The 23,187-nt window shown below is 36.9% G+C and carries 26 protein-coding genes; 22 read left to right on the forward strand and 4 right to left on the reverse strand.

The features are described 5' to 3' along the window. Positions 1–17: 17 nt before the first annotated feature. Positions 18–416: a hypothetical protein gene (locus JFU23_RS20770; RefSeq protein ID WP_201032605.1), complete on the forward strand. Its 399-nt coding sequence runs from the start codon at positions 18–20 to the stop codon at positions 414–416. Positions 417–482: 66 nt separating this feature from the next. On the opposite strand, the gene JFU23_RS20775 is transcribed toward JFU23_RS20770, so the two are convergent. After that, complete coding sequence (locus JFU23_RS20775; protein WP_000273535.1) at positions 483–623, reverse strand: YflJ family protein; 141 nt, start codon at positions 621–623, stop codon at positions 483–485. 152 nt (positions 624–775) lie between these two features. On the opposite strand from JFU23_RS20775, the gene JFU23_RS20780 reads away from it, so the two are divergent. Then, entirely contained in the window at positions 776–1,138 is a 363-nt protein-coding gene (locus JFU23_RS20780) for a hypothetical protein (protein WP_002064091.1), read from the forward strand. A gap of 26 nt (positions 1,139–1,164) precedes the next feature. On the opposite strand, the gene JFU23_RS20785 is transcribed toward JFU23_RS20780, so the two are convergent. Continuing rightward, the gene (locus JFU23_RS20785) at positions 1,165–1,350 is read right to left on the reverse strand and encodes a YhzD family protein (RefSeq protein WP_201032606.1); all 186 of its coding nucleotides are present in this window, start codon (positions 1,348–1,350) and stop codon (positions 1,165–1,167) included. Between the two features lie 353 nt (positions 1,351–1,703). Here JFU23_RS20785 and JFU23_RS20790 point away from each other — a divergent pair, with 353 nt between their 5' ends. Genes JFU23_RS20790 through yhaM form a run of 3 tightly spaced genes read left to right on the forward strand, consistent with a single transcriptional unit; the run spans position 1,704 to position 6,852 of the window. Continuing rightward, entirely contained in the window at positions 1,704–2,945 is a 1,242-nt protein-coding gene (locus JFU23_RS20790) for a metallophosphoesterase family protein (protein WP_201032607.1), read from the forward strand. Beyond that, a complete protein-coding gene (locus JFU23_RS20795) occupies positions 2,942–5,866 on the forward strand; it encodes an ATP-binding protein (RefSeq protein ID WP_201032608.1) in 2,925 nt (974 codons plus the stop codon). Before JFU23_RS20790 ends, JFU23_RS20795 begins: the two co-directional genes overlap by 4 nt. Positions 5,867–5,907: 41 nt before the next feature. After that, a complete protein-coding gene (gene yhaM, locus JFU23_RS20800; RefSeq protein ID WP_002011096.1) occupies positions 5,908–6,852 on the forward strand; it encodes a 3'-5' exoribonuclease YhaM in 945 nt (314 codons plus the stop codon). A gap of 354 nt (positions 6,853–7,206) precedes the next feature. Here yhaM and JFU23_RS20805 read toward each other — a convergent pair whose 3' ends face one another. Beyond that, on the reverse strand, positions 7,207–7,386 hold the full coding sequence (locus JFU23_RS20805) for a DUF4177 domain-containing protein (RefSeq protein ID WP_000272495.1): 180 nt from the start codon (positions 7,384–7,386) through the stop codon (positions 7,207–7,209). A 643-nt stretch (positions 7,387–8,029) separates the two neighbouring features. On the opposite strand from JFU23_RS20805, the gene JFU23_RS20810 reads away from it, so the two are divergent. From JFU23_RS20810 to JFU23_RS20885, 16 genes are all read left to right on the forward strand, one after another. Beyond that, positions 8,030–8,974 (forward strand): ring-cleaving dioxygenase, encoded by a 945-nt coding sequence (locus JFU23_RS20810; protein ID WP_201032609.1) that lies wholly within the window; start codon positions 8,030–8,032, stop codon positions 8,972–8,974. Positions 8,975–9,018: 44 nt separating this feature from the next. Beyond that, positions 9,019–9,996 carry a ring-cleaving dioxygenase gene (locus JFU23_RS20815; RefSeq protein ID WP_201032610.1) on the forward strand — a complete coding sequence of 326 codons (978 nt, stop codon included), beginning with the start codon at positions 9,019–9,021 and terminating at the stop codon, positions 9,994–9,996. 256 nt (positions 9,997–10,252) lie between these two features. After that, entirely contained in the window at positions 10,253–11,347 is a 1,095-nt protein-coding gene (locus tag JFU23_RS20820; RefSeq protein ID WP_201032611.1) for a response regulator aspartate phosphatase, read from the forward strand. After that, positions 11,348–11,599 carry a hypothetical protein gene (locus JFU23_RS20825; protein WP_201032612.1) on the forward strand — a complete coding sequence of 84 codons (252 nt, stop codon included), beginning with the start codon at positions 11,348–11,350 and terminating at the stop codon, positions 11,597–11,599. Positions 11,600–11,838: 239 nt separating this feature from the next. Further along, positions 11,839–12,711: an alpha/beta fold hydrolase gene (locus tag JFU23_RS20830; RefSeq protein WP_201032613.1), complete on the forward strand. Its 873-nt coding sequence runs from the start codon at positions 11,839–11,841 to the stop codon at positions 12,709–12,711. 76 nt (positions 12,712–12,787) lie between these two features. Further along, positions 12,788–12,988: a sporulation YhaL family protein gene (locus tag JFU23_RS20835; protein WP_002087191.1), complete on the forward strand. Its 201-nt coding sequence runs from the start codon at positions 12,788–12,790 to the stop codon at positions 12,986–12,988. A gap of 212 nt (positions 12,989–13,200) precedes the next feature. Further along, the gene (locus JFU23_RS20840) at positions 13,201–13,650 is read left to right on the forward strand and encodes a helix-turn-helix domain-containing protein (protein ID WP_002087188.1); all 450 of its coding nucleotides are present in this window, start codon (positions 13,201–13,203) and stop codon (positions 13,648–13,650) included. 90 nt (positions 13,651–13,740) lie between these two features. After that, positions 13,741–14,301, forward strand: coding sequence for a glycerol uptake operon antiterminator GlpP (glpP, locus tag JFU23_RS20845; protein WP_000394293.1), 561 nt, complete (start codon positions 13,741–13,743; stop codon positions 14,299–14,301). A 227-nt stretch (positions 14,302–14,528) separates the two neighbouring features. After that, entirely contained in the window at positions 14,529–15,350 is an 822-nt protein-coding gene (gene glpF / locus JFU23_RS20850; protein WP_002188616.1) for a glycerol uptake facilitator protein GlpF, read from the forward strand. A gap of 12 nt (positions 15,351–15,362) precedes the next feature. After that, a complete protein-coding gene (glpK, locus tag JFU23_RS20855; RefSeq protein WP_002011107.1) occupies positions 15,363–16,853 on the forward strand; it encodes a glycerol kinase GlpK in 1,491 nt (496 codons plus the stop codon). Positions 16,854–16,986: 133 nt separating this feature from the next. Then, a complete protein-coding gene (gene glpD, locus JFU23_RS20860; RefSeq protein ID WP_002030199.1) occupies positions 16,987–18,669 on the forward strand; it encodes an aerobic glycerol-3-phosphate dehydrogenase in 1,683 nt (560 codons plus the stop codon). 255 nt (positions 18,670–18,924) lie between these two features. Beyond that, complete coding sequence (locus JFU23_RS20865; RefSeq protein ID WP_002087180.1) at positions 18,925–19,260, forward strand: nucleotidyltransferase domain-containing protein; 336 nt, start codon at positions 18,925–18,927, stop codon at positions 19,258–19,260. Then, on the forward strand, positions 19,244–19,627 hold the full coding sequence (locus JFU23_RS20870; RefSeq protein WP_201032614.1) for a HEPN domain-containing protein: 384 nt from the start codon (positions 19,244–19,246) through the stop codon (positions 19,625–19,627). Before JFU23_RS20865 ends, JFU23_RS20870 begins: the two co-directional genes overlap by 17 nt. 105 nt (positions 19,628–19,732) lie before the next feature. Beyond that, entirely contained in the window at positions 19,733–20,266 is a 534-nt protein-coding gene (locus JFU23_RS20875) for a sigma-70 family RNA polymerase sigma factor (RefSeq protein WP_201032615.1), read from the forward strand. A 4-nt stretch (positions 20,267–20,270) separates the two neighbouring features. Then, complete coding sequence (locus JFU23_RS20880) at positions 20,271–20,678, forward strand: PadR family transcriptional regulator (RefSeq protein WP_085309581.1); 408 nt, start codon at positions 20,271–20,273, stop codon at positions 20,676–20,678. 7 nt (positions 20,679–20,685) lie between these two features. Next, entirely contained in the window at positions 20,686–21,936 is a 1,251-nt protein-coding gene (locus tag JFU23_RS20885; RefSeq protein ID WP_201032616.1) for an FtsW/RodA/SpoVE family cell cycle protein, read from the forward strand. 57 nt (positions 21,937–21,993) lie between these two features. On the opposite strand, the gene JFU23_RS20890 is transcribed toward JFU23_RS20885, so the two are convergent. Beyond that, a complete protein-coding gene (locus JFU23_RS20890; RefSeq protein WP_201032617.1) occupies positions 21,994–22,479 on the reverse strand; it encodes a MarR family winged helix-turn-helix transcriptional regulator in 486 nt (161 codons plus the stop codon). Between the two features lie 283 nt (positions 22,480–22,762). Here JFU23_RS20890 and JFU23_RS20895 point away from each other — a divergent pair, with 283 nt between their 5' ends. Continuing rightward, entirely contained in the window at positions 22,763–23,128 is a 366-nt protein-coding gene (locus JFU23_RS20895) for a DoxX family protein (protein WP_201032618.1), read from the forward strand. Positions 23,129–23,187: the final 59 nt, after the last annotated feature.

The following is a 23,187-nucleotide window of genomic DNA, read 5'->3' on the forward strand; positions in this document are numbered from 1 at the left end:
TGGGGGAGTTAACGTAGATGTTTCTACCTATTACTACATTTGATAGGTTTAGTTGGCTGGGGAATGTTGCTTTCTCTTCAGAAAAGACTAGTAGGAATCGAGCGCTATCGAGGGCTGAAGAAAGAGATGTTAATTTGTGTAATAAGAACTGTATAGGTTCAGTTAATAATATGCATCAAAAAATAACGATAGATTCTGTGGAATATGGTGATAATTGTGTATTGGGCCGTGCAGAACCTCATTCAACAATTGTCATAACGAGTGGCGATATGTATGTTGGAAGCGGACCGGTTAATAAGTATGGAGAATTTAAAATATATACAAATGATTATCTGGAAGAGTATTTGGTACTAGAGATTCAGTTGATAATGGGCGGTTTCTATCAAGGAAGTATAACGGTAAAGTTAAAAAGTTAAGGTATGATGATTTCCTTTTTATTTAGTAAATAAAAAGGAAGCAACCGTAGTCGCTTCCTACATCTATTAAGCCGAAGCTTTCTTCATTCTCTCAAGTAAACTAGATAAAATATGTGTACGATAAGATTCTAGTTTTTTACCTTCGTAAGTACGAATCCCTAATTTTTTAAGTTCTTTTACATACCAACCTTTGCTTCCGAAATACATGTGATCGCTCCCCTTCAACTTTGTTTATTTGTCCTGATTGTACTTGGAGGTACAGGTAATATAATGAAGGAAATGAATTTCGCGCGAAAATGGTTAACTTTGTTGCAAAAGACATATATACTAAGGGTAGTATATAACGAGGTGGGCAAGACGTGATTATAGAGAAGCACGAAATTCAAATTGACCAAATTACGAGCGGTAAAGTGAATATCTTTACTTTCTATAGAAATAGAAAGCAAGTTGATGATCATTTTTTACGATTGCAAGAACCATCGCTTACAGCAAACTACTTCTTCCATTTTCATTTTGATGCAGAGAGCTTGCATCTTCTGCAGGAAGAGTTTCCGGGCGTATATCCGTACGACCGTAGTGACACGATTCACGACTGGACGGAAAAGATGAAAGCGGAATTGCAACATCAGATCCAAACAGGTAAATGGAATAAACGCGTACGTATCGGTAATCGCATTCTAGATGTGGTGTTTACGTGGTGTGACGAAGATATAGTAGAGTGAAAAAGAAGCGGATGACGCTTCTTTTTTTAGCGCTGGAATAAAACGAGCTTACCTGCAGAAGATGTGCAGCGATGTGTTTTTTCGTACAATCCTTTTTCTTGTAAAATAGATTCACCTTTTGCTTTCGCTTCTTTTTCAGTTGCTGCCTCGAATGATTCGTCTAATGCTTTTGAACCATCTTTTTCAAAGACTGTTAGAACGTATACTTCCATGAAAATTCCCTCCAATAATTAAAATCAGAATCTTATAACTATTTTGTCATAAATCACTAGAATATGCAAAGAAATATATGACATTGCGTGTTACAATAAAGTGAAACTTTAACTAGTGGGGAGTCTTTTCATCCCCACTAGTTATTAGCCTTCACCAATCGGGTATTTATGGGCAGTTTACTTTCAGATTGGCTTCTTTGCCTACTGCCCGTTAATACGGGGTAAGGTGAAACTTTAATCAGTGGGGGATTTTTTATTTCCTGCTTATTACTAGTTTTCGCCAATTGAGCATTTATTGTTTGTGTTCATGCGGATAAGATGAAACTTTTGAACTATAGAAAGGATCGTTATTTGTGAAACAAGTGAAGTTTATACATGCGGCTGATTTGCATTTGGATAGTCCGTTTAAAGGGATGGAGATGAATGTTGCGCAGTCTGTTTGGGAGAGAATGAAGCAGAGTACGTTTGAATCGTTCGAGCGTATTGTTGATAAAGCGATTCAAGAGCGCGTTGATTTCGTATTACTAGCCGGGGATTTGTATGATGCGGAGACGAGAAGTTTGAGGGCGCAAGTGTTTGTGCGTGAGCAAATGAAGAGACTGTCGCAGTACGATATCCCTGTTTTTATTATTCACGGTAACCACGATCATTTAGGGGGAAGCTGGGCGGCAATTGAGTTTCCGGAAAATGTTCACGTGTTTACGGAGCCTTATGTAGAAGAAAAATCATTTTATAAAAATGGTGAGCTTGTAGCTTCTATTTATGGGTTTAGTTATTTGCAGCAAGCGGTAACGGATAATATGACAGCGCAGTATACGAAAATGAGTGATGCGCCTTTTCATATTGGAATGCTTCACGGAAGTGTGGAAGGGGATGCAGAGCATAATCGCTATGCACCGTTTCAAATTCGTGAGCTGAAAGAAAAGCAGTTTGATTATTGGGCTCTTGGCCATATACATAAACGTGAAATTTTATCGGAGGAGCCATGCATTATTTATCCAGGTAATATACAAGGACGTCATCGTAAGGAGACCGGCGAGAAAGGTGCATATCTTATTGAACTCACGAAACAAGGATCGCAATGTTCGTTTTTCCATACGGCGGATGTTGTATGGGATGAGATAGAAGTGAGTATCGATGGACTTGAAACTGTTGATGATCTTATGACGAGCGCATCAAGTGCGATGAATGAATGCAGAAGAGAAGAGGAAGGTACGCTTTTAACTGTCATATTTACAGGACAGGGACCACTTTCTCCATATTTGCGTGAAGACAAGCGCGTGGAAGAGATTTTTCATATTTTAGCAGCTGGCGAAGAGCGAAAAGACTTTGTGTATGCGATGAAGTGGAAAAATGAGACGGTTTCTTTTGCGGAAATTGAACGTTTGAAAGAAGAAAATCATTTCGTCGGTAGTGTGCTGAAAGAGTTAGAAGCTTTCACAAATATGGACGGAGTATTGCGCACCATTTGGACATCTCCTGTAGCACGTAATAGTATTGAAGCTTTTACGGAAGAAGAGAAGAAAGAGATTCAAAAGGAAGCGGAAAATATTATTTTAGAGCAATTATTCCAGCAAGAGAGGGATAAAAAATGAGAATTGAAAAACTCCATATTTATGGCTATGGAAAACTAGAAAATGTGGAAATGGATCTGTCATTGCTGACGGTACTGTACGGTGAAAATGAAGCGGGGAAATCGACAATTCGCTCGTTTATGAAAAGTATTTTATTCGGTTTTCCGACGAGAGGACAGCGCCGTTATGAGCCGAAAGAAGGCGGGAAGTACGGCGGAGCGATGACTGTTCAAATAGAGAAGTACGGCCGTTTGAAAATTGAACGATTGCCAAAGACGGCAGTAGGCGCGGTGACCGTTTATTTTGAAGGCGGGAAAACTGGCGGCGAAGATATTTTAAACGATATATTAAGCGGTGTGAATGAAAGCTTATTTGATTCTGTTTTTTCATTTGATATGCATGGTCTTCAAAATATTCATCAGCTCGGCGAAGCGGATATCGGCAATTATTTATTTTCGGCCAGCGCAGTCGGAAGTGATGCGTTATTGCAGTTAGATAAAAAGTTAGAAAAAGAAATGAATCAGCGTTTTAAGCCGAGTGGTCGTAATCCTGAAATTAACGTGTCACTGCAAGAGATGAAGAAAATTGAGGAAAAGATGAAAGAGTGGCAAGGGAAAATTGGCACGTATGAAAAACAGGTCGAGCAGTTAAAAGAAAGTGAAGAGAAACTTACTTTTGTTCGTGCGGAAAAAGAGTCAGCCGAAAGACGAAAGCAAGACTATGAAATATTAGCAGCGCTTGAGCCTCTCGTTATTGAAAAGAGTGCGCACGAGAAAGTGTTAGAAAACGAGAACGGGCAGTTTCCTGTAAACGGGATGGCGCGCTATGAAGCGGTAAAGGCAAAGATGGAGCCGCTGCAAGTACAAGTAGATTCACTTCAAAAAAAGATAGAAACAGTGCAATCAAAAATTGATTCCACAGAAATAGATGAAGCATTTTTACAAAAAGAAAGTTATGTAGAAGAACTACGCATGCAGCATATGTCTTATGAAAATGCACGTCAAGAAATGCGTGATATGACGGGAAGTATTGCGAATATAAAAGAAGAAATCGCAGAACTACAGCAACAAATCGGCGCGACTTTTGAACAAGAGACTGTTCTTTCGTTTGATATAAGTTTAGCGACGAAAGAATTAATTACACAAACTGTGCAAAAGGCGAGAGAGTTAGAAACGCAAAAAGCACAACTAGATGAACGTTTTAAAACGGCTCAAGAGCAATTAGAAGAGCAAGAAGAAAATATAAGACAGATCAAGAAACAAATGTTAGCTGATGAAGAACGAAATACGTTAGTTGAGAAAGAAAAATCATTTCAAGATGCTGCATTTTTAGGTATGGGCGCAGAAAGAATGAAGCGCAAGTATGAGGAAAAAGCAGGGGCGGCTATGCAAAAGAAAAAACAGTGGCAAAGAATTTGTCTTCTGTTACTTCTTATTAACACGCTTGTTTTATTCACGAGTCTATTTATAGATAACCGCGTGCTGTTATTTATTAGTGTGATTGTTTTTGTAGGGATTGTTTTAGCACTCGTTTTATATAAAGATCCTTCGGGTGGATTACAAGAAGAGCTTCTTACTCTTCAGCAAAGTGCTGGCGGGCGTCAAAGTGAAGAGGCGATGTCCGTTCGTTATCAGTTAGAAAAGGATGAAGAGATTCGAAAGTTATTTGAGCGAGAGTCTTATAAATTACAACAAATGGAACGTGCTTATGATAAAGTCGTTTCATCTTATGAAGAATGGGAGAGAGAAACTTTCCAAATAGGAGAACAAGTAGATGCGTATAAAACGCGCTATATGTTCCCTGAATTTTTTACATATGCGCACATGTTGCCAGCGTTTGAGCGTATTGAAAAAATGCAGCAATTATATCGTGAGCTAGATAAACAAGGCGAGCGGAAATCTTCATTATATGAAATGATTTCGCACTTTGAGCATAAACTAGAAACTGTTATCGGTAGTAAAGAGTATAGTAATTTGCATGAGGCGCAAAGTCGTATGCAAAATGAAAAAGAGAAGCGCCAAACTTGTAAGCAGCTGAAAGAGAAGCTGGCGGAATGGCAAGAAGAATATGAGTTCATGCAAGAGCAATTAAAACAACTACTAGTAGAGCGAGATGGGTTATGGCATATCGCAGAATCTACAGATGAAGAGATGTTTTTAGAAGCAGGAAAATTGGAAGAGAAACGTGAAGACGCGGATAAGCAAGTGGGGCGTTTATTACCTCAAATTGATTTGTTAGAACAGCGCTTAACGAGTTTGTCATTAGCTGAGCATTATGAGGCTGACGGTTATGATGAAAAATTAAAGCAAGAAATCACAGCCGCGCAAAACTGTCTGGCGCAAGAGAAAGAACTGACAGAGCGTATTGCGAAGCATCGAATAGAAATTGCGAATTTAGAAGAAGGCAGTACGTATGGTGATTTACTACATGAGTGGGAAATGAAAAAAGCGCAAGTGCGTGAACAAGTGAAGAAGTGGGCTGCTTATGCGGCCGCAAAGACAGTATTAACGAAAACGAAGCAATATTATCATGAAGTGCATCTTCCGCGTATTTTACAAAAATCCGAAGAGTATTTCGTTTATTTAACGGGCGGGAGATATAGTAAAATATTCTCACCGTCAGAAGCGGAACCTTTCATTGTCGAACGTAACGATGGTATGCGTTTTTACAGTCATGAACTAAGCCAAGCGACAGCGGAGCAGTTATATTTATCATTGCGATTCGCGCTAGCGAAAACGTTTGAGCATGACTATCCATTTATTATTGATGATAGCTTCGTACATTTTGACGCGGTAAGGACGAATCGAACGATTGAACTTATAAAAGAAATTGCGAAAGATAGACAAGTTATCTTCTTTACATGCCATGCGCATTTATTAACGTATTTTACAGAAAATGAGATTATAAAATTAACACGTAAGCGTAAAGAAAATGAGTTGTAGTATGCTATACTAAAAGTAACTGATTTGGTGGAGGAATTCGAATGAAAAAGAAAATTGTAGAATATGAAGTTGGTGAACAAGTCGATGTTTTCTTGTTAATTAAAACAGCGACAAAAGGTCTTGCGAGCAATGGCAAGCCATTTTTAACAGTAATCTTACAAGATCCAAGTGGAGATATTGAAGCAAAGCTATGGGACGTATCGCCAGAAGTTGAGAAACAATATGTAGCGGAAACAATCGTTAAAGTAGCTGGAGATATTCTAAACTATAAAGGACGTATTCAATTACGTGTGAAACAAATTCGTGTTGCGAATGAGAATGAAGTAACGGACATCTCGGACTTTGTAGAAAAAGCTCCAATAAAAAAAGAAGATATGGTTGAGAAAATTACGCAATACATATTTGAAATGAGAAACCCGAACATACAGCGTCTAACAAGACATTTGTTAAATAAGCATCAAAATGAATTTTTAGAATATCCAGCAGCGACAAAGAACCATCACGAGTTCGTATCTGGACTAGCTTATCATGTTGTATCAATGTTAGATTTAGCGAAAGCTATATCAGCTCTATACCCATCGTTAGATAAAGACTTACTATATGCGGGCGTTATTTTACACGACCTTGGTAAAGTATTCGAACTATCTGGCCCAATTTCTACAACGTATACGTTAGAAGGAAATTTACTAGGCCATATTTCTATCATGGTGAACGAAATTGGTAAAGCAGCAGACGAACTACAAATCGATGCAGAAGAAGTATTAATCCTTCAGCACATCGTCCTTTCCCATCACGGAAAAGCAGAATGGGGTAGCCCAAAACCACCATTAGTGAAAGAAGCAGAAATTCTGCACTACATTGATAACTTAGATGCAAAAATGAACATGATGGACCGCGCATTAGGACGTACAAAACCAGGCGAATACACAGAACGTGTCTTTGCGCTTGATAATCGTTCGTTCTATAAGCCAACTTTCCATAATTAAGATTGTGAATAGAATGGCCTCATTAAGTGTTAAGAGCTTAGTGAGGCTGTTTTTGTATTGAAAATGAAATAAAATAGTTAAGAAGTACGCATGGGTGTAACGAAGAACTAATAAAACATATCTTGCCACTAGAATGGGAGCATATCAACTTTTTAGTTGAGTAACGCCAGCATTTCAGAAAAAATACAATAAGCTGTCCATATGGGCAGCTTATTTACATAATTCTCGTTATTGGAAGTTGATTAATATTAGCTTATTTGTCTTATAAGTTAAATTGAGAACAATTAGATTCCCAAATATTTCAGTTCTTTTTGTATGTTATTCAAAGCAAATCCCTCTTGTTTTCGAAAGGGGTTATTTGATTCGTTCGAAGATAATCTCAAAATATTGCGCGTATCCTGCGATTGATGGTGCAAAGATTTGAACAAATTTCCAACCGTCTTCAGCATGTTCGGCAATAATACGCTTATAATCTTCTTTAGGTTCCCCTTTCCAGTTATTAACTTCGACTTTCACGAATTTGTAATCGTACATATCCTTTCCCCCTTTTCCTAATTGTACCATTTCGGAGAATCGATTTGTTATGATTTTCGGATGTATATGGTATTCGCATTCAGTTAATATAACGTAACATTATCGGTAGCAAGGACAAGGAGGAACCCTGCTCTCACAAGGGAACCTCCTTTTTACGTTCTATGGATCTATACATTTTTTTATACATTCCTTTCCTGAAGGGGATTTTAAGATTTCTGTTTGTTACTGAATTAGCTGAAAAACTGTATAAAACCTTGCATACTCTTAGCGTGTTTTTTTAATGCTGGCGATATCCTACATCCATCAACTTATGAATTTTATAATGTCTCCAAACCAAGAATTTCTTGTGTTTTTAGTCCGAAATTTTATGCAATAAAAAAATATCTCGAATTTGAGATAAATAACTTGCTTTTCAATCACTTGAGTTGTAAAGTGATAGTAACGAAAGTGATTGAGTCATATGAAAAACATACACTCACTTGCTTTCGATTTACAAAACAAAGTAACTTATTCAGTAAAAACTAAGATGAATTTACAAAAACATAATGAGCATAAATTGAAAATCTAAAAACCATATTATTTGTGGGAAATGTTATTTTTTTAGTTATCACTTGACTAGTAAAACGAAATAGAGGAATAAACAATGTATGAAATTAAAGGGCATCATCACATTTCAATGGTTACGAAAAATGCAAATGAAAATAATCACTTTTATAAAAATGTACTTGGTTTACGTCGTGTGAAAATGACGGTAAACCAAGATGATCCGTCCATGTATCACTTATTTTACGGAGATAAAACAGGAAGTCCAGGTACAGAACTATCATTTTTTGAAATGCCTTTAGTAGGAAAAACGTACCGTGGTACGAATGCAATTACGCGAATCGGATTACTCGTTCCTTCAGAGGAAAGCTTACATTACTGGAAAGAACGATTTGAGAAATTTGATGTGAAACATAGTGAAATGACAACATATGCAAATCGTCCTGCTTTGCAATTTGAGGATGCGGAAGGTCTTCGTCTCGTGCTACTCGTTTCAAACGGAGAAAAAGTGGAGCACTGGGAAACGTGGGAGAAATCAGAAGTTCCAGCTGAACATCAAATTCAAGGAATGGGTTCAGTGGAAATGACAGTGCGTAGACTTGATAAACTGGCGAATACATTAACAGATATATTTGGTTATACAGAAGTTAGCCGAAGCGACGAAGAAGCGATTTTCCAGTCCATTAAAGGAGAAGCCTTCGGAGAAATCGTTGTGAAATATTTAGATGGTCCTACTGAAAAGCCAGGCCGCGGTAGCATCCATCATTTAGCAATTCGTATAAAGAACGATGCAGAGCTTGCTTACTGGGAAGAACAGGTAATACAAAAAGGTTTCCATTCTTCAGGCATTATCGACCGTTTCTACTTTAAAAGCTTATACTTCCGTGAATCAAACGGAATCCTATTTGAAATTGCGACAGATGGACCAGGATTTACAGTTGATGGAGATGTAGAACATTTAGGAGGAAAACTTGATTTACCGCCGTTTTTAGAAGATCAGCGAGCAGAAATTGAAGCGAAATTAGCACCTATTGAAGAGAAATAATAGAAGAGAAAATATAAAATTTAAAACCATTGGAGGAATATAAAATGAACCAATTAAAAGGAATTCACCACGTTACAGCAATTACAAGTAGTGCAGAAAAGAACTATGAGTTTTTCACTCACGTTTTAGGAATGCGTTTAGTTAAAAAAACAGTAAACCAAGATGATATTCAAACGTATCATTTATTCTTTGCAGATGATAAAGGTAGTGCAGGAACAGATATGACATTCTTTGACTTTCCAGGTGTTCCAAAAGGAGTACACGGTACAAATGAAATTTCAAAAACTTCATTCCGAGTGCCAACTGATGCAGCACTAGCGTATTGGGTGAAACGTTTTGACCGTCTGGAAGTGGAACATACAGGAATTAAAGAGCAATTTGGTAAGAAAACTCTTTCTTTCGCTGATTTTGATGATCAACACTATCAATTAATCTCAGATGAATTTGATAAAGGGGTGGAATCAGGTACACCTTGGCAAGACGGGCCAGTTCCATTAGAATATGCAATTACTGGCTTAGGACCTGTATTTATCCGTATCGCGAATTTCAGTTATTTCAAAGAAGTACTAGAAAAAGTTCTATTATTTAAAGAGATTGCTCAAGAAGGAGAATTCTACTTATTTGAAGTAGGTGAAGGTGGAAATGGTGCCTCAGTCATCGTAGAACATAATACGGTTCTTCCTGAAGCACAACAAGGTTTTGGTACAGTGCATCATGCAGCATTCCGCGTAGAGGATCGCGCTGTATTAGAAGAGTGGATTGAAAGAATAGGTAGCGTTGGTCTTCCGTCATCTGGATATGTAAATCGTCACTTCTTCGAGTCATTATACGCAAGAGTTGCACCGCAAATTTTATTTGAATTTGCAACAGACGGTCCTGGTTTTATGGGAGATGAGCCATACGAAACACTTGGGGAAAAATTATCTTTACCTCCGTTCTTAGAGCCAAAGCGTGAAGAAATCGAAAAATTAGTTCGTCCGATTGATACAGTGAGAAGTACTAAGGAATTTATTAAAGAGTAAAAATAGAAATAATAAGTAGAAGAGCAAGTAGTTTTAGCGAATCGCTGGAATTGCTTGCTTTTTTATTTGGGCTATAAAATTTTCTGAAAAATGTTTCTCAAGTTTTTTAAATAGAAATATTTGGTATAATTCATTTAAATTATAAATTTTCTAACAATTATTTTTCAATACATATAAAAGGGGTGATAATATACAATTCGGATAATTGTATAAAAATTCTAATTTTTTGAATTTGGAGAAAAGGGGATGCGAAGGTATGGGAACAGATGTAGTAACGAAGGAGCAAATGAAACATTCTTTAGATAATTGGTATCGTGTAATGTTGCAGCAAAACATAGAGAAAGCAACGGAAATGAAAGAAGAAATTGATAGTACGATTAGTGGGTTGGACGTGGATCAGGATGTATTGCTTTATCATACATTATTGAATTTTAGATATGATGCATTAGTTGATTGGATTTCAATTAGAGAAGATAGTTTTGATAAAGTGGAATCTTTCGAAATTCCGGAAGAAGGCTTTCTAGCGTATTACTATCACTTTTTCAAAGGGTTTCATTGCACATTAATTTCAAATTATAACGAAGCGAAACAACAGTACGAACAAGCTGAGAAGTTATTGAAATATATTGCAGATCCGATAGAACATGCGGAGTTTAATTATCGGATGGGGAATTTCTATTATCATTCCTATCAACAAATCAATGCGATTGATTATTTGAAAAAAGCAAAAGAAGATTTTACGAAGCAACAAGGATACGAGATTAATTTTGCTTTATGTGAAAATATTTTAGGGTTATGTTGTATAGACTTAAGACAATTTGAATTAGCAGAGGAAAACTTTAATGATGCATTAAATATTTTCCAACAAGCTAATCATGAAAAGTATACTTTAATGGTTAGAAATAATTTAGGATGGCTATATGGTAGTCAAGATTTATCTGATTTAGCGATTAGACATTTAAGTGAAGTTACTCAAAAAATGCCTGGAAATTTTAAAGCGATTTTTACTGAAGCAGAGGAAAATTATAAATTAGGTAGGATAGAAACTGCTAATGAGTTAATAGAATTAGGCTTAAGAATTTGTAATGAATTACAAAATAAAGAATTCCAATATCGATTTATAATTTTAAACGAGCTGAATATTAAATCCAGTGCTAGTCAATTAGAGAAAGTAATTTTAGAAAGTATTTTATATTTTGAAGAACATTCTCTTTTAGAGTGTGTTAAAGAATACATGGAGATATTAGCTTATAAGTTTTATCAGGAAGAAAATCATGAAAAAGCTAGTAAGTACTTTTTTATTAGTAGTCAAGCTCAAAAAAGAATTTTTAAAAAAGGAGCGTTAAAATAAATGAAAAAGACTAGTTTGTTCATTACTGGTTTAGTAGTTACACTGTCAATTGGATTGAATTCTTTTGCTGGATTTCAAGAGCAATCGTTAAATAGAGGAGATACAGGTGGAGCACCAGCAAAACCAGACTATGCTAGTTTTAATAGAGGAGACACGGGCGGAGCACCAGCAAGACCAGAGTACGTTAACATTGGTGAAACAGGCGGAGCACCTGCAGATAATAGAGGAGACGGCGGAGTAAGCCAACTCTAATAACAAAGAAAAGGACTTCAAAATGAAGTCCTTTTCTTTGTTATTAGGACATGTAGAGAAAAGAATTGACTTACTTTAAATGTGTAACTATAATGGTTACAAAGTAACAGTTAATAATGGCAGTGAGTAATATTTTTTTAACATAATTGTAACTAACGCGGTTACAATTAAAATTAATCATAAAACAACCAAATAATGTAAAAACTTTAAATAGCAACAAGAGAAAGGAGACGGGAATTTTGAAACGGTTTAAATTTTATTTTATTAGCGGTATTGTGCTCGTTTTGTTAATCGTATGTAACTTCGTTGATAAGCCGATTGCGAAGGTTGGAGAAGTGAAAGATACTGTGATGATGAGGATGAATACGAAAGAGAGTATGGCGCAGATTGATGGGCAGACGATTTATTTTAAGCAAATTGGTGAGGAGAAACCGCCTTTACTTATGCTTCACGGGTTCGGTGGTTCTTCAGATGGGTTTAGTGATATTTATCCGGAACTTGTAAAGGACCATACGATTATTGCGGTTGATATTTTAGGGTTTGGGCGTTCTTCTAAGCCAATTGATTTTCAGTATTCGTTTCCCACGCAAGTGAATTTATATTATAAGTTAATGAAGAAACTCGGATACGATCAATTCGCAGTACTTGGTCATTCGATGGGCGGAGAGATGTCTCTAAATTTAGCGTATTTATATCCGGATACAGTAACGCATCTCGTTTTAGCGGATTCTACAGGAATAGAGTCTTTCCAGCAAAAAGAAAGTTATGAAGTGCCGCCACTATCGACAGACTTACAAACTGTAACAGAGATTACGGATTATAATAAAAATGAAGTGAAAAATAGTCGCGATGATAAAGAGCATTATGATCAGCTTACGAAAATGAGAGAGCGCCGCATTGCGATGGAAGCAGATAAAATTAAGGTACCGACTTTAATTATATGGGGACGACACGATAAGAGTGTTTCTTGGAAAAATGGTGAACTGTATCATGAGCTATTTGCAAATAGTACGTTCCATATCATTGAAAAAGGATACCACGCACCGTTTCGCCAGGAACCAATCGAGTTTATGGAATATGTACAAGCGTTCTTCGCGAAGAATCCACAATAAAATTTAAGCATAAATCCACTTCTTTCCTCATAAAGTGAAACTAATAAGGCTTGTCTAAGGAAAGGGATGAACGAAAGTGGAAACTTTACCATGGTGGATTTATCTTGTAATCATTGGGATTGTACTAAGTGGCTACATGGTTTTATATACTTCGAAAAAAGAGCAAGAGATGGATAATGATTTTATCGAAAAAGAAGGCGAAGTATATATGAAGCGTTTAGAAGAAGAGCGAGAGAAACGGAATCAGGATAGTGATAAAGATTCGGTATTGCTTTAATAGAAAAAGTTTGAAGAAGAGAAATGGATTTTATTTCTCTTCTTTTTATTGTTCGGGAAATTATTATAGAAGAAAAACATATGAAATCGCCATGATACATAGCGTCATTTTTAGATGTAACGCACAAGTTGCACAGGTTACGCAACGATAACTAGCTTTACTCTTCATCATTTATTTGACCATACTAGACATAGAGAGGTGATAAACACAGTATGATTTTTAGTGAACGTTTAAAAGAAGAAAGGGAAAAAAGAAATTGGTCGCAAAATGATTTGGCTGAAAAAATTCATGTAAGTAGGCAGTCTGTTTCGAAATGGGAGACGGGAAAGAACTATCCGAGCATTGAAATTATTATTCATTTAAGTGATCTGTTCGGTATTACAATTGATGAGTTATTGAGGAGTGATGAAGAGTTGACGCAAAAAGTAATTGAGGATAGTAAGCAATTAGCGTATCCGAAATGGAAGGTGTTTTTCGATAGTCTATTTATGATGGGCGTATTTTTATTTATTACAAAAATCGTTGTATGGGCGTTAAATAAGTTTGCAGGAGCAAGCATTACAATTGTCGCAGATGCACCATATGTAATGAATTTTTTACCGCTCCTATTAATGATTATAGGTGGTACGGTTTCTGATAAGTTGAAGAAAATATATAGATAAGAGAAAGATTTGTAAGAAATCCCCTACACTAGCTGTTCTTTTCACCCAAATTGTGTACTATAAAGGATAGATAGGAAGGGGACGTTTAGAATGGAATTTCATGAGCAAAAGATTTTGCCGGCAGTGAGGCAAATTAAAGATTTGGAGAAGCTATTACATAGTTCGTATGAGTATATTGTTATTTTAGATATTCATGTCGGTCAATTGAAGAGTGTTGTGTCGCTCGCGAAGCAGCATAATAAAAAAGTATTTTTACATGTGGATTTGATCCATGGATTACAAAGTGATGGGCATGCGACGGAGTTTTTATGCCAAGAATATAAACCGTACGGGTTATTATCGACAAAGGCGAGCGTAATTATGAAGGCGAAGCAAAAAGGTGTCGTCTCCATTCAACGCATCTTTTTAATTGATTCTAGCGCAATGGAAAAGAGCTGTAATTTGCTAGAAAAGACGAAGCCGGATTATATAGAGGTGCTTCCTGGTGCGTTAACGGGTGTCATCGCTGAGGTGAAAGAGCGTACAGGTGTACCAATTTTAGCAGGTGGTTTTATTCGAACGGTAGAAGACGTTGAAAGAGCGTTAAATGCTGGTGCGACAGCAATTACGACATCGAAAAAAGAACTATGGAAACATTACCAAAAAAAGTGACGAAAATGTGAAAAAATTCTGTTGACACCGCTTTCATTAAGGGTTAACATTATAGACAAGTTAATAAACGTGACGGAGAAAAGAAGAGATCCACATTTTATTGTTTCTATATATATTATATAGAAGCATGTAAGCTGTGGATCTTTTTCTTTTGAAAAAAACGAATGGCCATTCATTTTACCTCTATCACTTTTCGAAAGCATTTAAATTGATTGTGGAGGGATTTTATGTCAGCATTTTTAGGGGAATTAATAGGGACTGCATTGTTAATCTTACTTGGTGGCGGTGTTTGCGCTGGTGTAAGTTTAAAGAAATCGTTTGCGAAAGATTCTGGTTGGATTGTAATTACAATGGGTTGGGGTCTAGCGGTTGCTATGGCAGCGTATGCAGTTGGATCAATTAGTGGGGCACATTTGAATCCGGCTTTAACGATAGGACTTGCTTTTAAGGGAGCGTTCCCATGGAGTGATGTACCTATGTATATCGCAGCACAAATGATTGGGGCAATTATCGGGGCAGTTCTTGTATATTTACATTACTTACCACACTGGAAAGAAACAGAAGATCCAGGAACAAAGTTAGGTGTATTTGCAACAGGTCCAGCAATTCCGAACACATTTACAAACCTTTTAAGTGAAATGATTGGAACATTCGTTTTAGTATTTGGTATATTAGCAATTGGAGCAAATAAATTTGCAGATGGTTTAAATCCATTTATCGTAGGTTTCTTAATTGTAAGTATTGGTTTATCATTAGGTGGAACAACAGGATACGCAATCAACCCGGCTCGTGATTTAGGTCCGCGTATTGCACACTTCTTCCTTCCGATTGCAGGAAAGGGCGGTTCAAACTGGAAGTATGCATGGATCCCAGTAGTTGGTCCAATTTTAGGTGGATCACTTGCAGGATTATTCCATCAAGTTGTATTTGAAGGAAAACAAAATTCAGCACTTATTTATGTGATTATTACAACTGTGATTGTACTAACAATCTCTTATATGACAAGTAAAAAAAGTGAAGCTACTACAAATAGTAGAAAAGTAGCATAGGGGGAAACTGATATGAAAAAATATATTCTTTCATTAGACCAAGGAACAACAAGCTCACGCGCAATTCTTTTCAATAAAGAAGGAAAAATCGTTCATTCAGCTCAAAAAGAGTTTACACAACATTTTCCAAAGCCAGGCTGGGTTGAGCATAATGCACAAGAAATTTGGGGATCTATTTTAGCAGTTATCGCAACTTGCTTAAGCGAAGCAGATGTGAAGCCAGAACAAATCGCTGGTATCGGTATTACGAACCAACGTGAAACAGCGGTTGTATGGGATAAAACGACTGGAAAACCAATTTATAACGCAATCGTATGGCAATCTCGTCAAACAGTTGAAATTTGTGATGAGTTAAAAGAAAAAGGTTATAGCGAGATGGTTCGCGAAAAAACAGGTCTTTTAATTGATGCATACTTCTCTGGTACGAAAGTAAAATGGATTTTAGATAACGTTGAAGGTGCAAGAGAAAAAGCAGAAAACGGCGAGTTATTATTCGGAACAATTGATACATGGCTTGTATGGAAATTGTCTGGCGGTAAAGCGCACATAACAGATTACTCAAATGCATCACGCACATTAATGTTTAACATTCACGACTTACAGTGGGATGATGAGCTTCTAGACATGTTAACAGTACCAAAGAGCATGCTTCCAGAAGTACGTCAATCATCTGAAATATATGGAGAAACAATTGATTATCACTTCTTCGGTCAAAATGTACCGATCGCAGGTGTAGCCGGTGACCAGCAAGCAGCATTATTTGGACAAGCTTGTTTCGGTGAAGGTATGGCGAAGAACACTTACGGAACTGGTTGCTTTATGTTAATGAACACAGGCGAAAAAGCAGTAGCTTCTGAGCATGGCCTATTAACAACAATTGCATGGGGTTTAGATGGTAAAGTGAATTACGCATTAGAAGGAAGTATTTTCGTAGCTGGTTCTGCAATTCAGTGGTTACGTGACGGACTGCGTATGTTTAAAGATGCGAGCGAGAGCGAAGTGTACGCTAGCCGTGTTGAATCAACTGAAGGTGTATACATAGTACCGGCATTCGTAGGACTAGGTACACCGTATTGGGATAGTGAAGTACGCGGCGCTATGTTTGGTGTAACACGCGGTACGACGAAAGAGCATTTCATTCGTGCAACGCTAGAATCTTTAGCATACCAAACGAAAGATGTACTATGCGCAATGGAAGCAGATTCAGGTATTGAACTAAATACATTACGCGTTGATGGCGGAGCAGTTAAGAATAACTTCTTAATGAAGTTCCAAAGTGATATTTTAGACGTGCCTGTAGAGCGTCCAGTGATCAATGAAACGACAGCTTTAGGTGCAGCATACTTAGCTGGTCTTGCGGTTGGATACTGGAAAAACCAAGATGAAATTAAAGCACAGTGGCATATGGACAAACGCTTTGAACCAACGATGGAAGCGGAAACAAGCGAAGAGCTATATGCTGGATGGAAAAAAGCAATTGAAGCAACTAAAGCTTTCAAATAATCATAAACAGTGTTATAATGATGACAAGTTAATAATTCGGTAGGAGATTTGGAGAGACCACAACACGCTATAGAGGCGAAATCTATAGCGGAGCTTGTGGTCTCTTTTTTCGTTATCAAAGGGAGGAATTACCATGAAATTTTCAAGTAAACAACGTAAAGACGTATTAAATGGAGTAAATAAACAAGAGTTAGATGTGATCGTAATTGGTGGAGGTATTACTGGTTCTGGTATTGCATTAGATGGGGCAACACGCGGTTTATCAACGATTGTGTTTGAAATGCAGGACTTTGCAGCAGGTACATCAAGTCGTTCAACGAAACTTGTACACGGCGGTTTACGTTATTTAAAACAACTTGAAGTGAAAATGGTAGCAGAGGTGGGGAAAGAGCGTGCGATCGTATATGAGAACGGTCCCCATGTAACAACACCGGAGTGGATGTTACTTCCGTTCCATACAGGCGGCACGTTCGGGTCATTCAGTACATCAATTGGTCTTCGTGTATACGACTTCTTAGCAGGTGTAAAACGAAGCGAGCGCAGAAAGATGTTTAACCGTGAAGAAACGCTAAATAAAGAGCCTCTTGTAAAACAAGAAGGATTAAAAGGCGGCGGTTACTACGTAGAATATCGTACAGACGATGCGCGTCTTACAATTGAAGTAATGAAAGAAGCGATTGAACATGGTGCGAAAGCTGTTAACTACGCAAAAGTAGACAGTTTCTTATATAAAGATGGAAAAGTATGCGGTGTACGTGTAATCGATTTACTAGACGGAGAAGTGTATGAAGTTTACGGTAAGAAAATTGTAAACGCAGCTGGTCCTTGGGTAGATACACTTCGTGAAAAAGATAACTCTAAAAAAGGGAAAGTACTTCAGTTATCAAAAGGTGTGCATTTAGTAATTGACCAAAAACGTTTCCCATTAGGGCAAGCAATTTACTTTGATACACCAGATAAACGTATGGTGTTCGCGATTCCTCGCGAAGGAAAAACGTACGTAGGTACAACAGATACGTTCTATGATAAAGACGCAGCTGTACCGCACATGACAACAGAAGATCGCACATATATCATTAATGCGATTAATTACATGTTCCCAAGCGTGAAAATTACAGAAAAAGATGTGGAATCAAGCTGGGCTGGTGTACGTCCGCTAATTTATGAAGAAGGTAAGAATGCATCTGAAATTTCTCGTAAAGATGAAATTTGGACTTCTGAATCTGGTTTAATTACAATCGCGGGCGGTAAATTAACAGGATACCGCAAAATGGCTGAAATGGTAGTAGACTACGTAACGAATCTATTACAAAAAGAAGGCCATAGCGCATATAAGAAGAGCGATACGAAACATATGCCAATCTCTGGTGGTCATGTAAGTGGTTCACACGGATTCCCGGCATTTGTTGCGAAAAAAGCAGGCGAAGGTACGAAATATGGTTTAACGACAGCACAAGCGGAAAAATTCGCGAAATTCTACGGCTCTAACGTTGACGTACTGTTTGACTTAGCGAAAAAACATAAAGACGAAGCGAAAGAATACAACATGCCGCTAGACGTTCTAATCCCGCTTGTATACGCAATGGATTACGAAATGACAGCGAAACCAGTTGACTTCTTCGTACGCCGCAGAGGCGCTGTATTCTTCAACATCCACTGGGTATACGAGTGGAAAGAAGCAGTAATCAACTACATGGCTGCGAAACTAGGCTGGAGCAAAGAAGAGCAAATGAAATACACAGCTGAATTAGAAAAAGCGTTAAGAGATGCTGTAATTCCTGTAGATCAACAAGAGCAAGCAGCTGCTTTAGCTTAAAAATAAACCGCGTGAGGGAGAGCCCTCGTGCGGTTTTTTGTTTTATTATACTTGTATAGAGTGTACTGAAATTAACTGAGTGCAGATTTTTGTTGCTTAACAGGATATGAATACGAAAGGTATAATAAGTATTATTATACCGTTTGAATAACTTAACAATTGTAGTAGTGTATTGGAGTTGAAATGAATCAATTTATTAATTTGCTTCTACAGTTAGGATTTATTGAGCAGGATTAATTTAAAGAGGTGAATGGAATGAATACTAATGTTCAAAAAGAGTTAAATCAATTAGTAGATAAAATGACTTCCTCTCTTTCTGATGTTAATAAAATTATTTTATTTGGGTCTCATGCTTACGGTATGCCTAATGAGGATAGTGATTTTGATTTGTGTGTAGTTGTTGATGGTATTGGTAAGAGGAAAAGAGAAGCCTTAAAGAAATTGAATTTAAGTATATTCGATGTAATGAAAACACCGGTCGATTTACTTGTTTACGGTTCTGAAGAATTTAATGAGCGTTCTGGTAATCCTGTAACAATGGAATACAAGATTGCTGAAGAAGGTAAGGTATTGTATGAAAAATTTCAGTGAGGCAAATTTATGGTTTGAAATTGCAGATTCAGATCTTAGAGCTTCTAATCATTTATTGTCTTTAATGCCTATTCTTTTTGCAATTATCTGTTATCATTGTCAACAGTGTGCTGAGAAATATCTAAAGGGGTATTTAACGTTTAAAGGAACTCATCCGCCTAAAACGCATAATTTATTGCTGTTAGTAAAGGGATGTGCTGAATTTAATATGGAGTTCAATGATTTAATAGATGATTGTGCAGAGTTAAATAGTTATGCGATTGAAGTCAGATATCCTTATTTTGAAGAACTTAATAAAACAGACGTATCCCAAGCTATAAAAAGTGCGGGGAATATTAAAAGTTTTGTTTTAGAAAAAATTAAATAGTAGAGGATGAAAAAAACGGTATGGACATTTCCAACCGTTTTTTTATGAATTTATAAAACTTTTCCATACAGTGCGTCGTCTAATATATGGGAAGGAGGAAATGATGTGGATGAATTAACGGTAGAAGCGTTTGAAATAGAAGATAAGGAACTCTTTATCGATGAAATAATGAACAAGTATGGGCAGGAGATCTTACAACTTGTGTATTCATATGTGAATAATAAAGAGGTCGCTGAGGATTTAACGCAAGATATATTTGTGAAATGTTATAAATCTCTTCATACATACAAAGGGAAGTCGAATGTGAAAACGTGGTTATGGAGAATCGCGATTAATCAATGTAAGGACTATATAAAAAGTTGGTATAACAAAAAGGTGATCGTGTCAGAGGATGAATCTGCTTATATTGGGGTTCAAAATGATAGTGTCGAACAAACTGTCATTCAAAATGCAGAGGACCGTGAGCTCGCTTCTGCGGTAATGAATTTACCGATAAAATATCGAGAAGTCATTTATCTATTTTATTATGAAGAATTATCAATTAAAGAGATTGCTATTGTAATAGAAGTGAAAGAAAACACGATAAAAACGAGACTGAAAAAAGCGAAGGAGCTTTTGAAGAAAGGATTGGAGGAATAATCAAATGGAAGATCGATTAAAAGGCCTGCGAAAATCAATGGAGAATACAACGTTTAAACATTTGAGTTTTTCTGACCAACACCGAAAGCGGGTGCGCGAAAAAATCAATGCATCACACGAAAAGGAAGAGGACATCTCGTTAGCCATTTTACAACTCCTCAGTAATGAAAAAACAGGATACGAATTGTCACAGCTACTACGCGGGAGAGGGATTCGAAAATTCGAAGGGAATGAAGGGTTTTTATATACTGTATTACATCGTCTAGAACAGAATCGTTTTATCCAATCAAGTTGGGATCATTCAGGAGCTAAATATTATCAATTAAATGATAAAGGAAACAAGATGCTGCGAAAGGCAGAAAAAAATGCTACGAAGGCACGATTTATATTAAAAGGCTTAGTACAGGAGTGAGGAAAAATTGAACAAAAAAGGGGAGCGTTTTGTAAGCGAAGTTACGAACCATATTAAATCAAAAGAAGCAAAGAGCTTTGTAGCAACTGAACTAGATTTTCACTTAAAACAGGCGAAGAATATGTGGATGGATAAAGGGTTAAGTGAGGAAATTGCTGAAGGTAAGGCTGTTGAACAAATGGGAAGTCCGATCAAGCTTGGCAGGGAACTTAACAAACTTCATAAGCCAAAGGTTGATTGGTTCTTAATTATTTTATTAGTGGCTGCTATGGGGTTAGGGTTTTTGCCAATAATAGCTCTTGGGCATACGAATGATTTATTAATGAACAAAGTAATTTTTGTTATTCTCGGCATTGCAGCAGCTGTTGGGATTATGCTACTTGATTACCGGAAGCTAGAGAGGCTTGGATGGCTGTTTTATACAATCGGAGTACTTATTCTGTTAACGTTAAAATGTTTTCCAAGTGGTTACGTGAATGGGGAAGCGCTCATAAAAATTGGTCCCATTAAAATTGACTGTTTAATGACGATACCATTCTTTTTTCTAGCCTGGGCTTCATTTTTTAATAACAGTAGATTAAAATTTATACATCTTTTCATGCTGTACGTATTTTCTTTATATCTATTTTTAACGACATCAATTCTTTTACCAATTTTCATTTATATTACGATGGTATTTGTTATGCTTTGGTGGAGTAAGTTAGGAAAGAAAACGGCATGGCTCATTACAATGTTACCAATTTGTTTCTTTATTATTAGGGATTTACTTTCATGGTCTGCCGTAAAAGAATACCGGATAGCTAGAATTTTAGGGTTTTTAGACCCAGCGCATGATCAATGGGATTTACGTTTAAAAGAGGCGATGTCTTCAGCAGGTTGGTTTGGTACATATGGAAATATAAAGTCTATCCCTGCTGCCCATACTGATTTTGTATTCGCGAGTTTGACTTACTATTATGGATATGTGCTTGCGCTAGTTCTTGTCTTGATTCTTTCTCTTTTTGTAGTAAGAATAATGGTTATATCTTATAGAATAAATGATCGATACGGTAAATTGCTTCTCGTTGGTGGAGTAACTCTTTTCGTATTCCATTTCGTTTATAACGTTGGCATGATCCTAGGGATATTACCGCGCGTTTCTATATCATTGCCCTTTATTAGTTACGGCTTGATACCAACTTTGTTTCACGCATTTATAATGGGGATTGTGCTAAGTGTATATCGCCGTAAAGATATTTTAGTGAGAAAATCAGCTTAAAAAACAAACCACCCGTTCCCTATATTCTTTAGGGCATAGGTGGTTTTATTTGTACACTTAACAAGTTTTTCCGTTTTCAACTTCTCCGCATGAATCTGGAATTTGCTTATCTTTTATTAATAGTAATAGAAGTTCAAAAAACTGTTCGCGTTGCTCTAATGTGAGGTTTTTCAGAATATCGTCTGCGACCTTGTCTTGGAAAGCGAGCGCCTTTTCCATATTGGAGTGCGCACGTTCAGTAAGTTGAATTAATGTAGCTCGGCGATCAGTTGGATCTGGTATACGAATGAGGAGCTTGTCTTGTTCGAGTGCATCGACAAAATCGGTAACTGTACGTGCTTTGACCCCTAATTTAGCAGCTAATGCATTCATTCGAATGGGGCCGTTTTCAGAAACGGTGGATAGAACGCGTAGCCTTGGCCCTGTTAGATGATACGGTGTGTCAAGGGATGACAATTGAGATTGAAATTCTCTTTGAACATAGTTGGTCGATTGCATTAAGGTGTGGATGACATCTATTGCAGTTGGATAATTTGATTTCATGAATGGAATGACCTCCTCAGTGTTTTTATAGTTCATTTTTGCACGTTTCATAAATATATTGTATATTATTAGTGAGTATCCTCTTTATATCATAAACGATTAGTGAGTAACTTCATTATCTTGTATACTCATAATGTGTAATAGCGGGATAATTACTATTATAACGGATGCTGGGTTCTATAGAAAATGATAATAGAGCGAGGTGTATCTATGTAAGGAATTTCAAAGCGTTTCATTATTCAATAGCAATACCCTTAAAAACATATATAACGGAGGATTGTACATGACTATTGTAGCACTAGTACTTCAATGTTTATTAATTTTCGCATTTTTCTTTTCAAGTGTTAGTAAAATCGCAGGAGCAAAAATGCAAGTAGAAGCTTTCTCTCATTTAGGTTTACCTCAATGGTTCAGAGTTGCGACAGGTTGGATCGCTTTAGCAGGAGTGGTTGGACTGATTTTTGGTTTCTGGAATGAGGTAATACTAGTTTTAGCAGCATTATGGATTGCTTGTATTATGTTAGGAGCTGTATTGTCCCATATTCGTGTTAAAGATCCAATCGGAAAAATAATGCCGGCAGCAGTGCTTATGATTTTAGCGCTAATTCTTGCGGTCGTTCATTCTTCAGCAATAACAGAACTTCTGTAAAGTAAATTGTAGATTAGTAGATTCGAATGACTGCAGGCTGAAACTCGGCTTGTACGATA

This window comes from Bacillus sp. TH50, from assembly GCF_016650565.1.
GTDB lineage: Bacteria > Bacillota > Bacilli > Bacillales > Bacillaceae_G > Bacillus_A > Bacillus_A mycoides.

What these genes read in the sequence shown, in the direction of transcription:
- JFU23_RS20770 (WP_201032605.1), top strand. Translation starts at nt 18, where the DNA reads ATGTTTCTACCTATTACTACATTTGATAGGTTTAGTTGGCTGGGGAAT.
- JFU23_RS20775 (WP_000273535.1), bottom strand. Translation starts at nt 623, where the DNA reads ATGTATTTCGGAAGCAAAGGTTGGTATGTAAAAGAACTTAAAAAATTA.
- JFU23_RS20785 (WP_201032606.1), bottom strand. Translation starts at nt 1,350, where the DNA reads ATGGAAGTATACGTTCTAACAGTCTTTGAAAAAGATGGTTCAAAAGCA.
- JFU23_RS20795 (WP_201032608.1), top strand. Translation starts at nt 2,942, where the DNA reads ATGAGAATTGAAAAACTCCATATTTATGGCTATGGAAAACTAGAAAAT.
- yhaM (WP_002011096.1), top strand. Translation starts at nt 5,908, where the DNA reads ATGAAAAAGAAAATTGTAGAATATGAAGTTGGTGAACAAGTCGATGTT.
- JFU23_RS20805 (WP_000272495.1), bottom strand. Translation starts at nt 7,386, where the DNA reads ATGTACGATTACAAATTCGTGAAAGTCGAAGTTAATAACTGGAAAGGG.
- JFU23_RS20810 (WP_201032609.1), top strand. Translation starts at nt 8,030, where the DNA reads ATGTATGAAATTAAAGGGCATCATCACATTTCAATGGTTACGAAAAAT.
- JFU23_RS20815 (WP_201032610.1), top strand. Translation starts at nt 9,019, where the DNA reads ATGAACCAATTAAAAGGAATTCACCACGTTACAGCAATTACAAGTAGT.
- JFU23_RS20820 (WP_201032611.1), top strand. Translation starts at nt 10,253, where the DNA reads ATGGGAACAGATGTAGTAACGAAGGAGCAAATGAAACATTCTTTAGAT.
- JFU23_RS20825 (WP_201032612.1), top strand. Translation starts at nt 11,348, where the DNA reads ATGAAAAAGACTAGTTTGTTCATTACTGGTTTAGTAGTTACACTGTCA.
- JFU23_RS20840 (WP_002087188.1), top strand. Translation starts at nt 13,201, where the DNA reads ATGATTTTTAGTGAACGTTTAAAAGAAGAAAGGGAAAAAAGAAATTGG.
- glpP (WP_000394293.1), top strand. Translation starts at nt 13,741, where the DNA reads ATGGAATTTCATGAGCAAAAGATTTTGCCGGCAGTGAGGCAAATTAAA.
- glpF (WP_002188616.1), top strand. Translation starts at nt 14,529, where the DNA reads ATGTCAGCATTTTTAGGGGAATTAATAGGGACTGCATTGTTAATCTTA.
- glpK (WP_002011107.1), top strand. Translation starts at nt 15,363, where the DNA reads ATGAAAAAATATATTCTTTCATTAGACCAAGGAACAACAAGCTCACGC.
- glpD (WP_002030199.1), top strand. Translation starts at nt 16,987, where the DNA reads ATGAAATTTTCAAGTAAACAACGTAAAGACGTATTAAATGGAGTAAAT.
- JFU23_RS20865 (WP_002087180.1), top strand. Translation starts at nt 18,925, where the DNA reads ATGAATACTAATGTTCAAAAAGAGTTAAATCAATTAGTAGATAAAATG.
- JFU23_RS20870 (WP_201032614.1), top strand. Translation starts at nt 19,244, where the DNA reads ATGAAAAATTTCAGTGAGGCAAATTTATGGTTTGAAATTGCAGATTCA.
- JFU23_RS20880 (WP_085309581.1), top strand. Translation starts at nt 20,271, where the DNA reads ATGGAAGATCGATTAAAAGGCCTGCGAAAATCAATGGAGAATACAACG.
- JFU23_RS20890 (WP_201032617.1), bottom strand. Translation starts at nt 22,479, where the DNA reads ATGAAATCAAATTATCCAACTGCAATAGATGTCATCCACACCTTAATG.
- JFU23_RS20895 (WP_201032618.1), top strand. Translation starts at nt 22,763, where the DNA reads ATGACTATTGTAGCACTAGTACTTCAATGTTTATTAATTTTCGCATTT.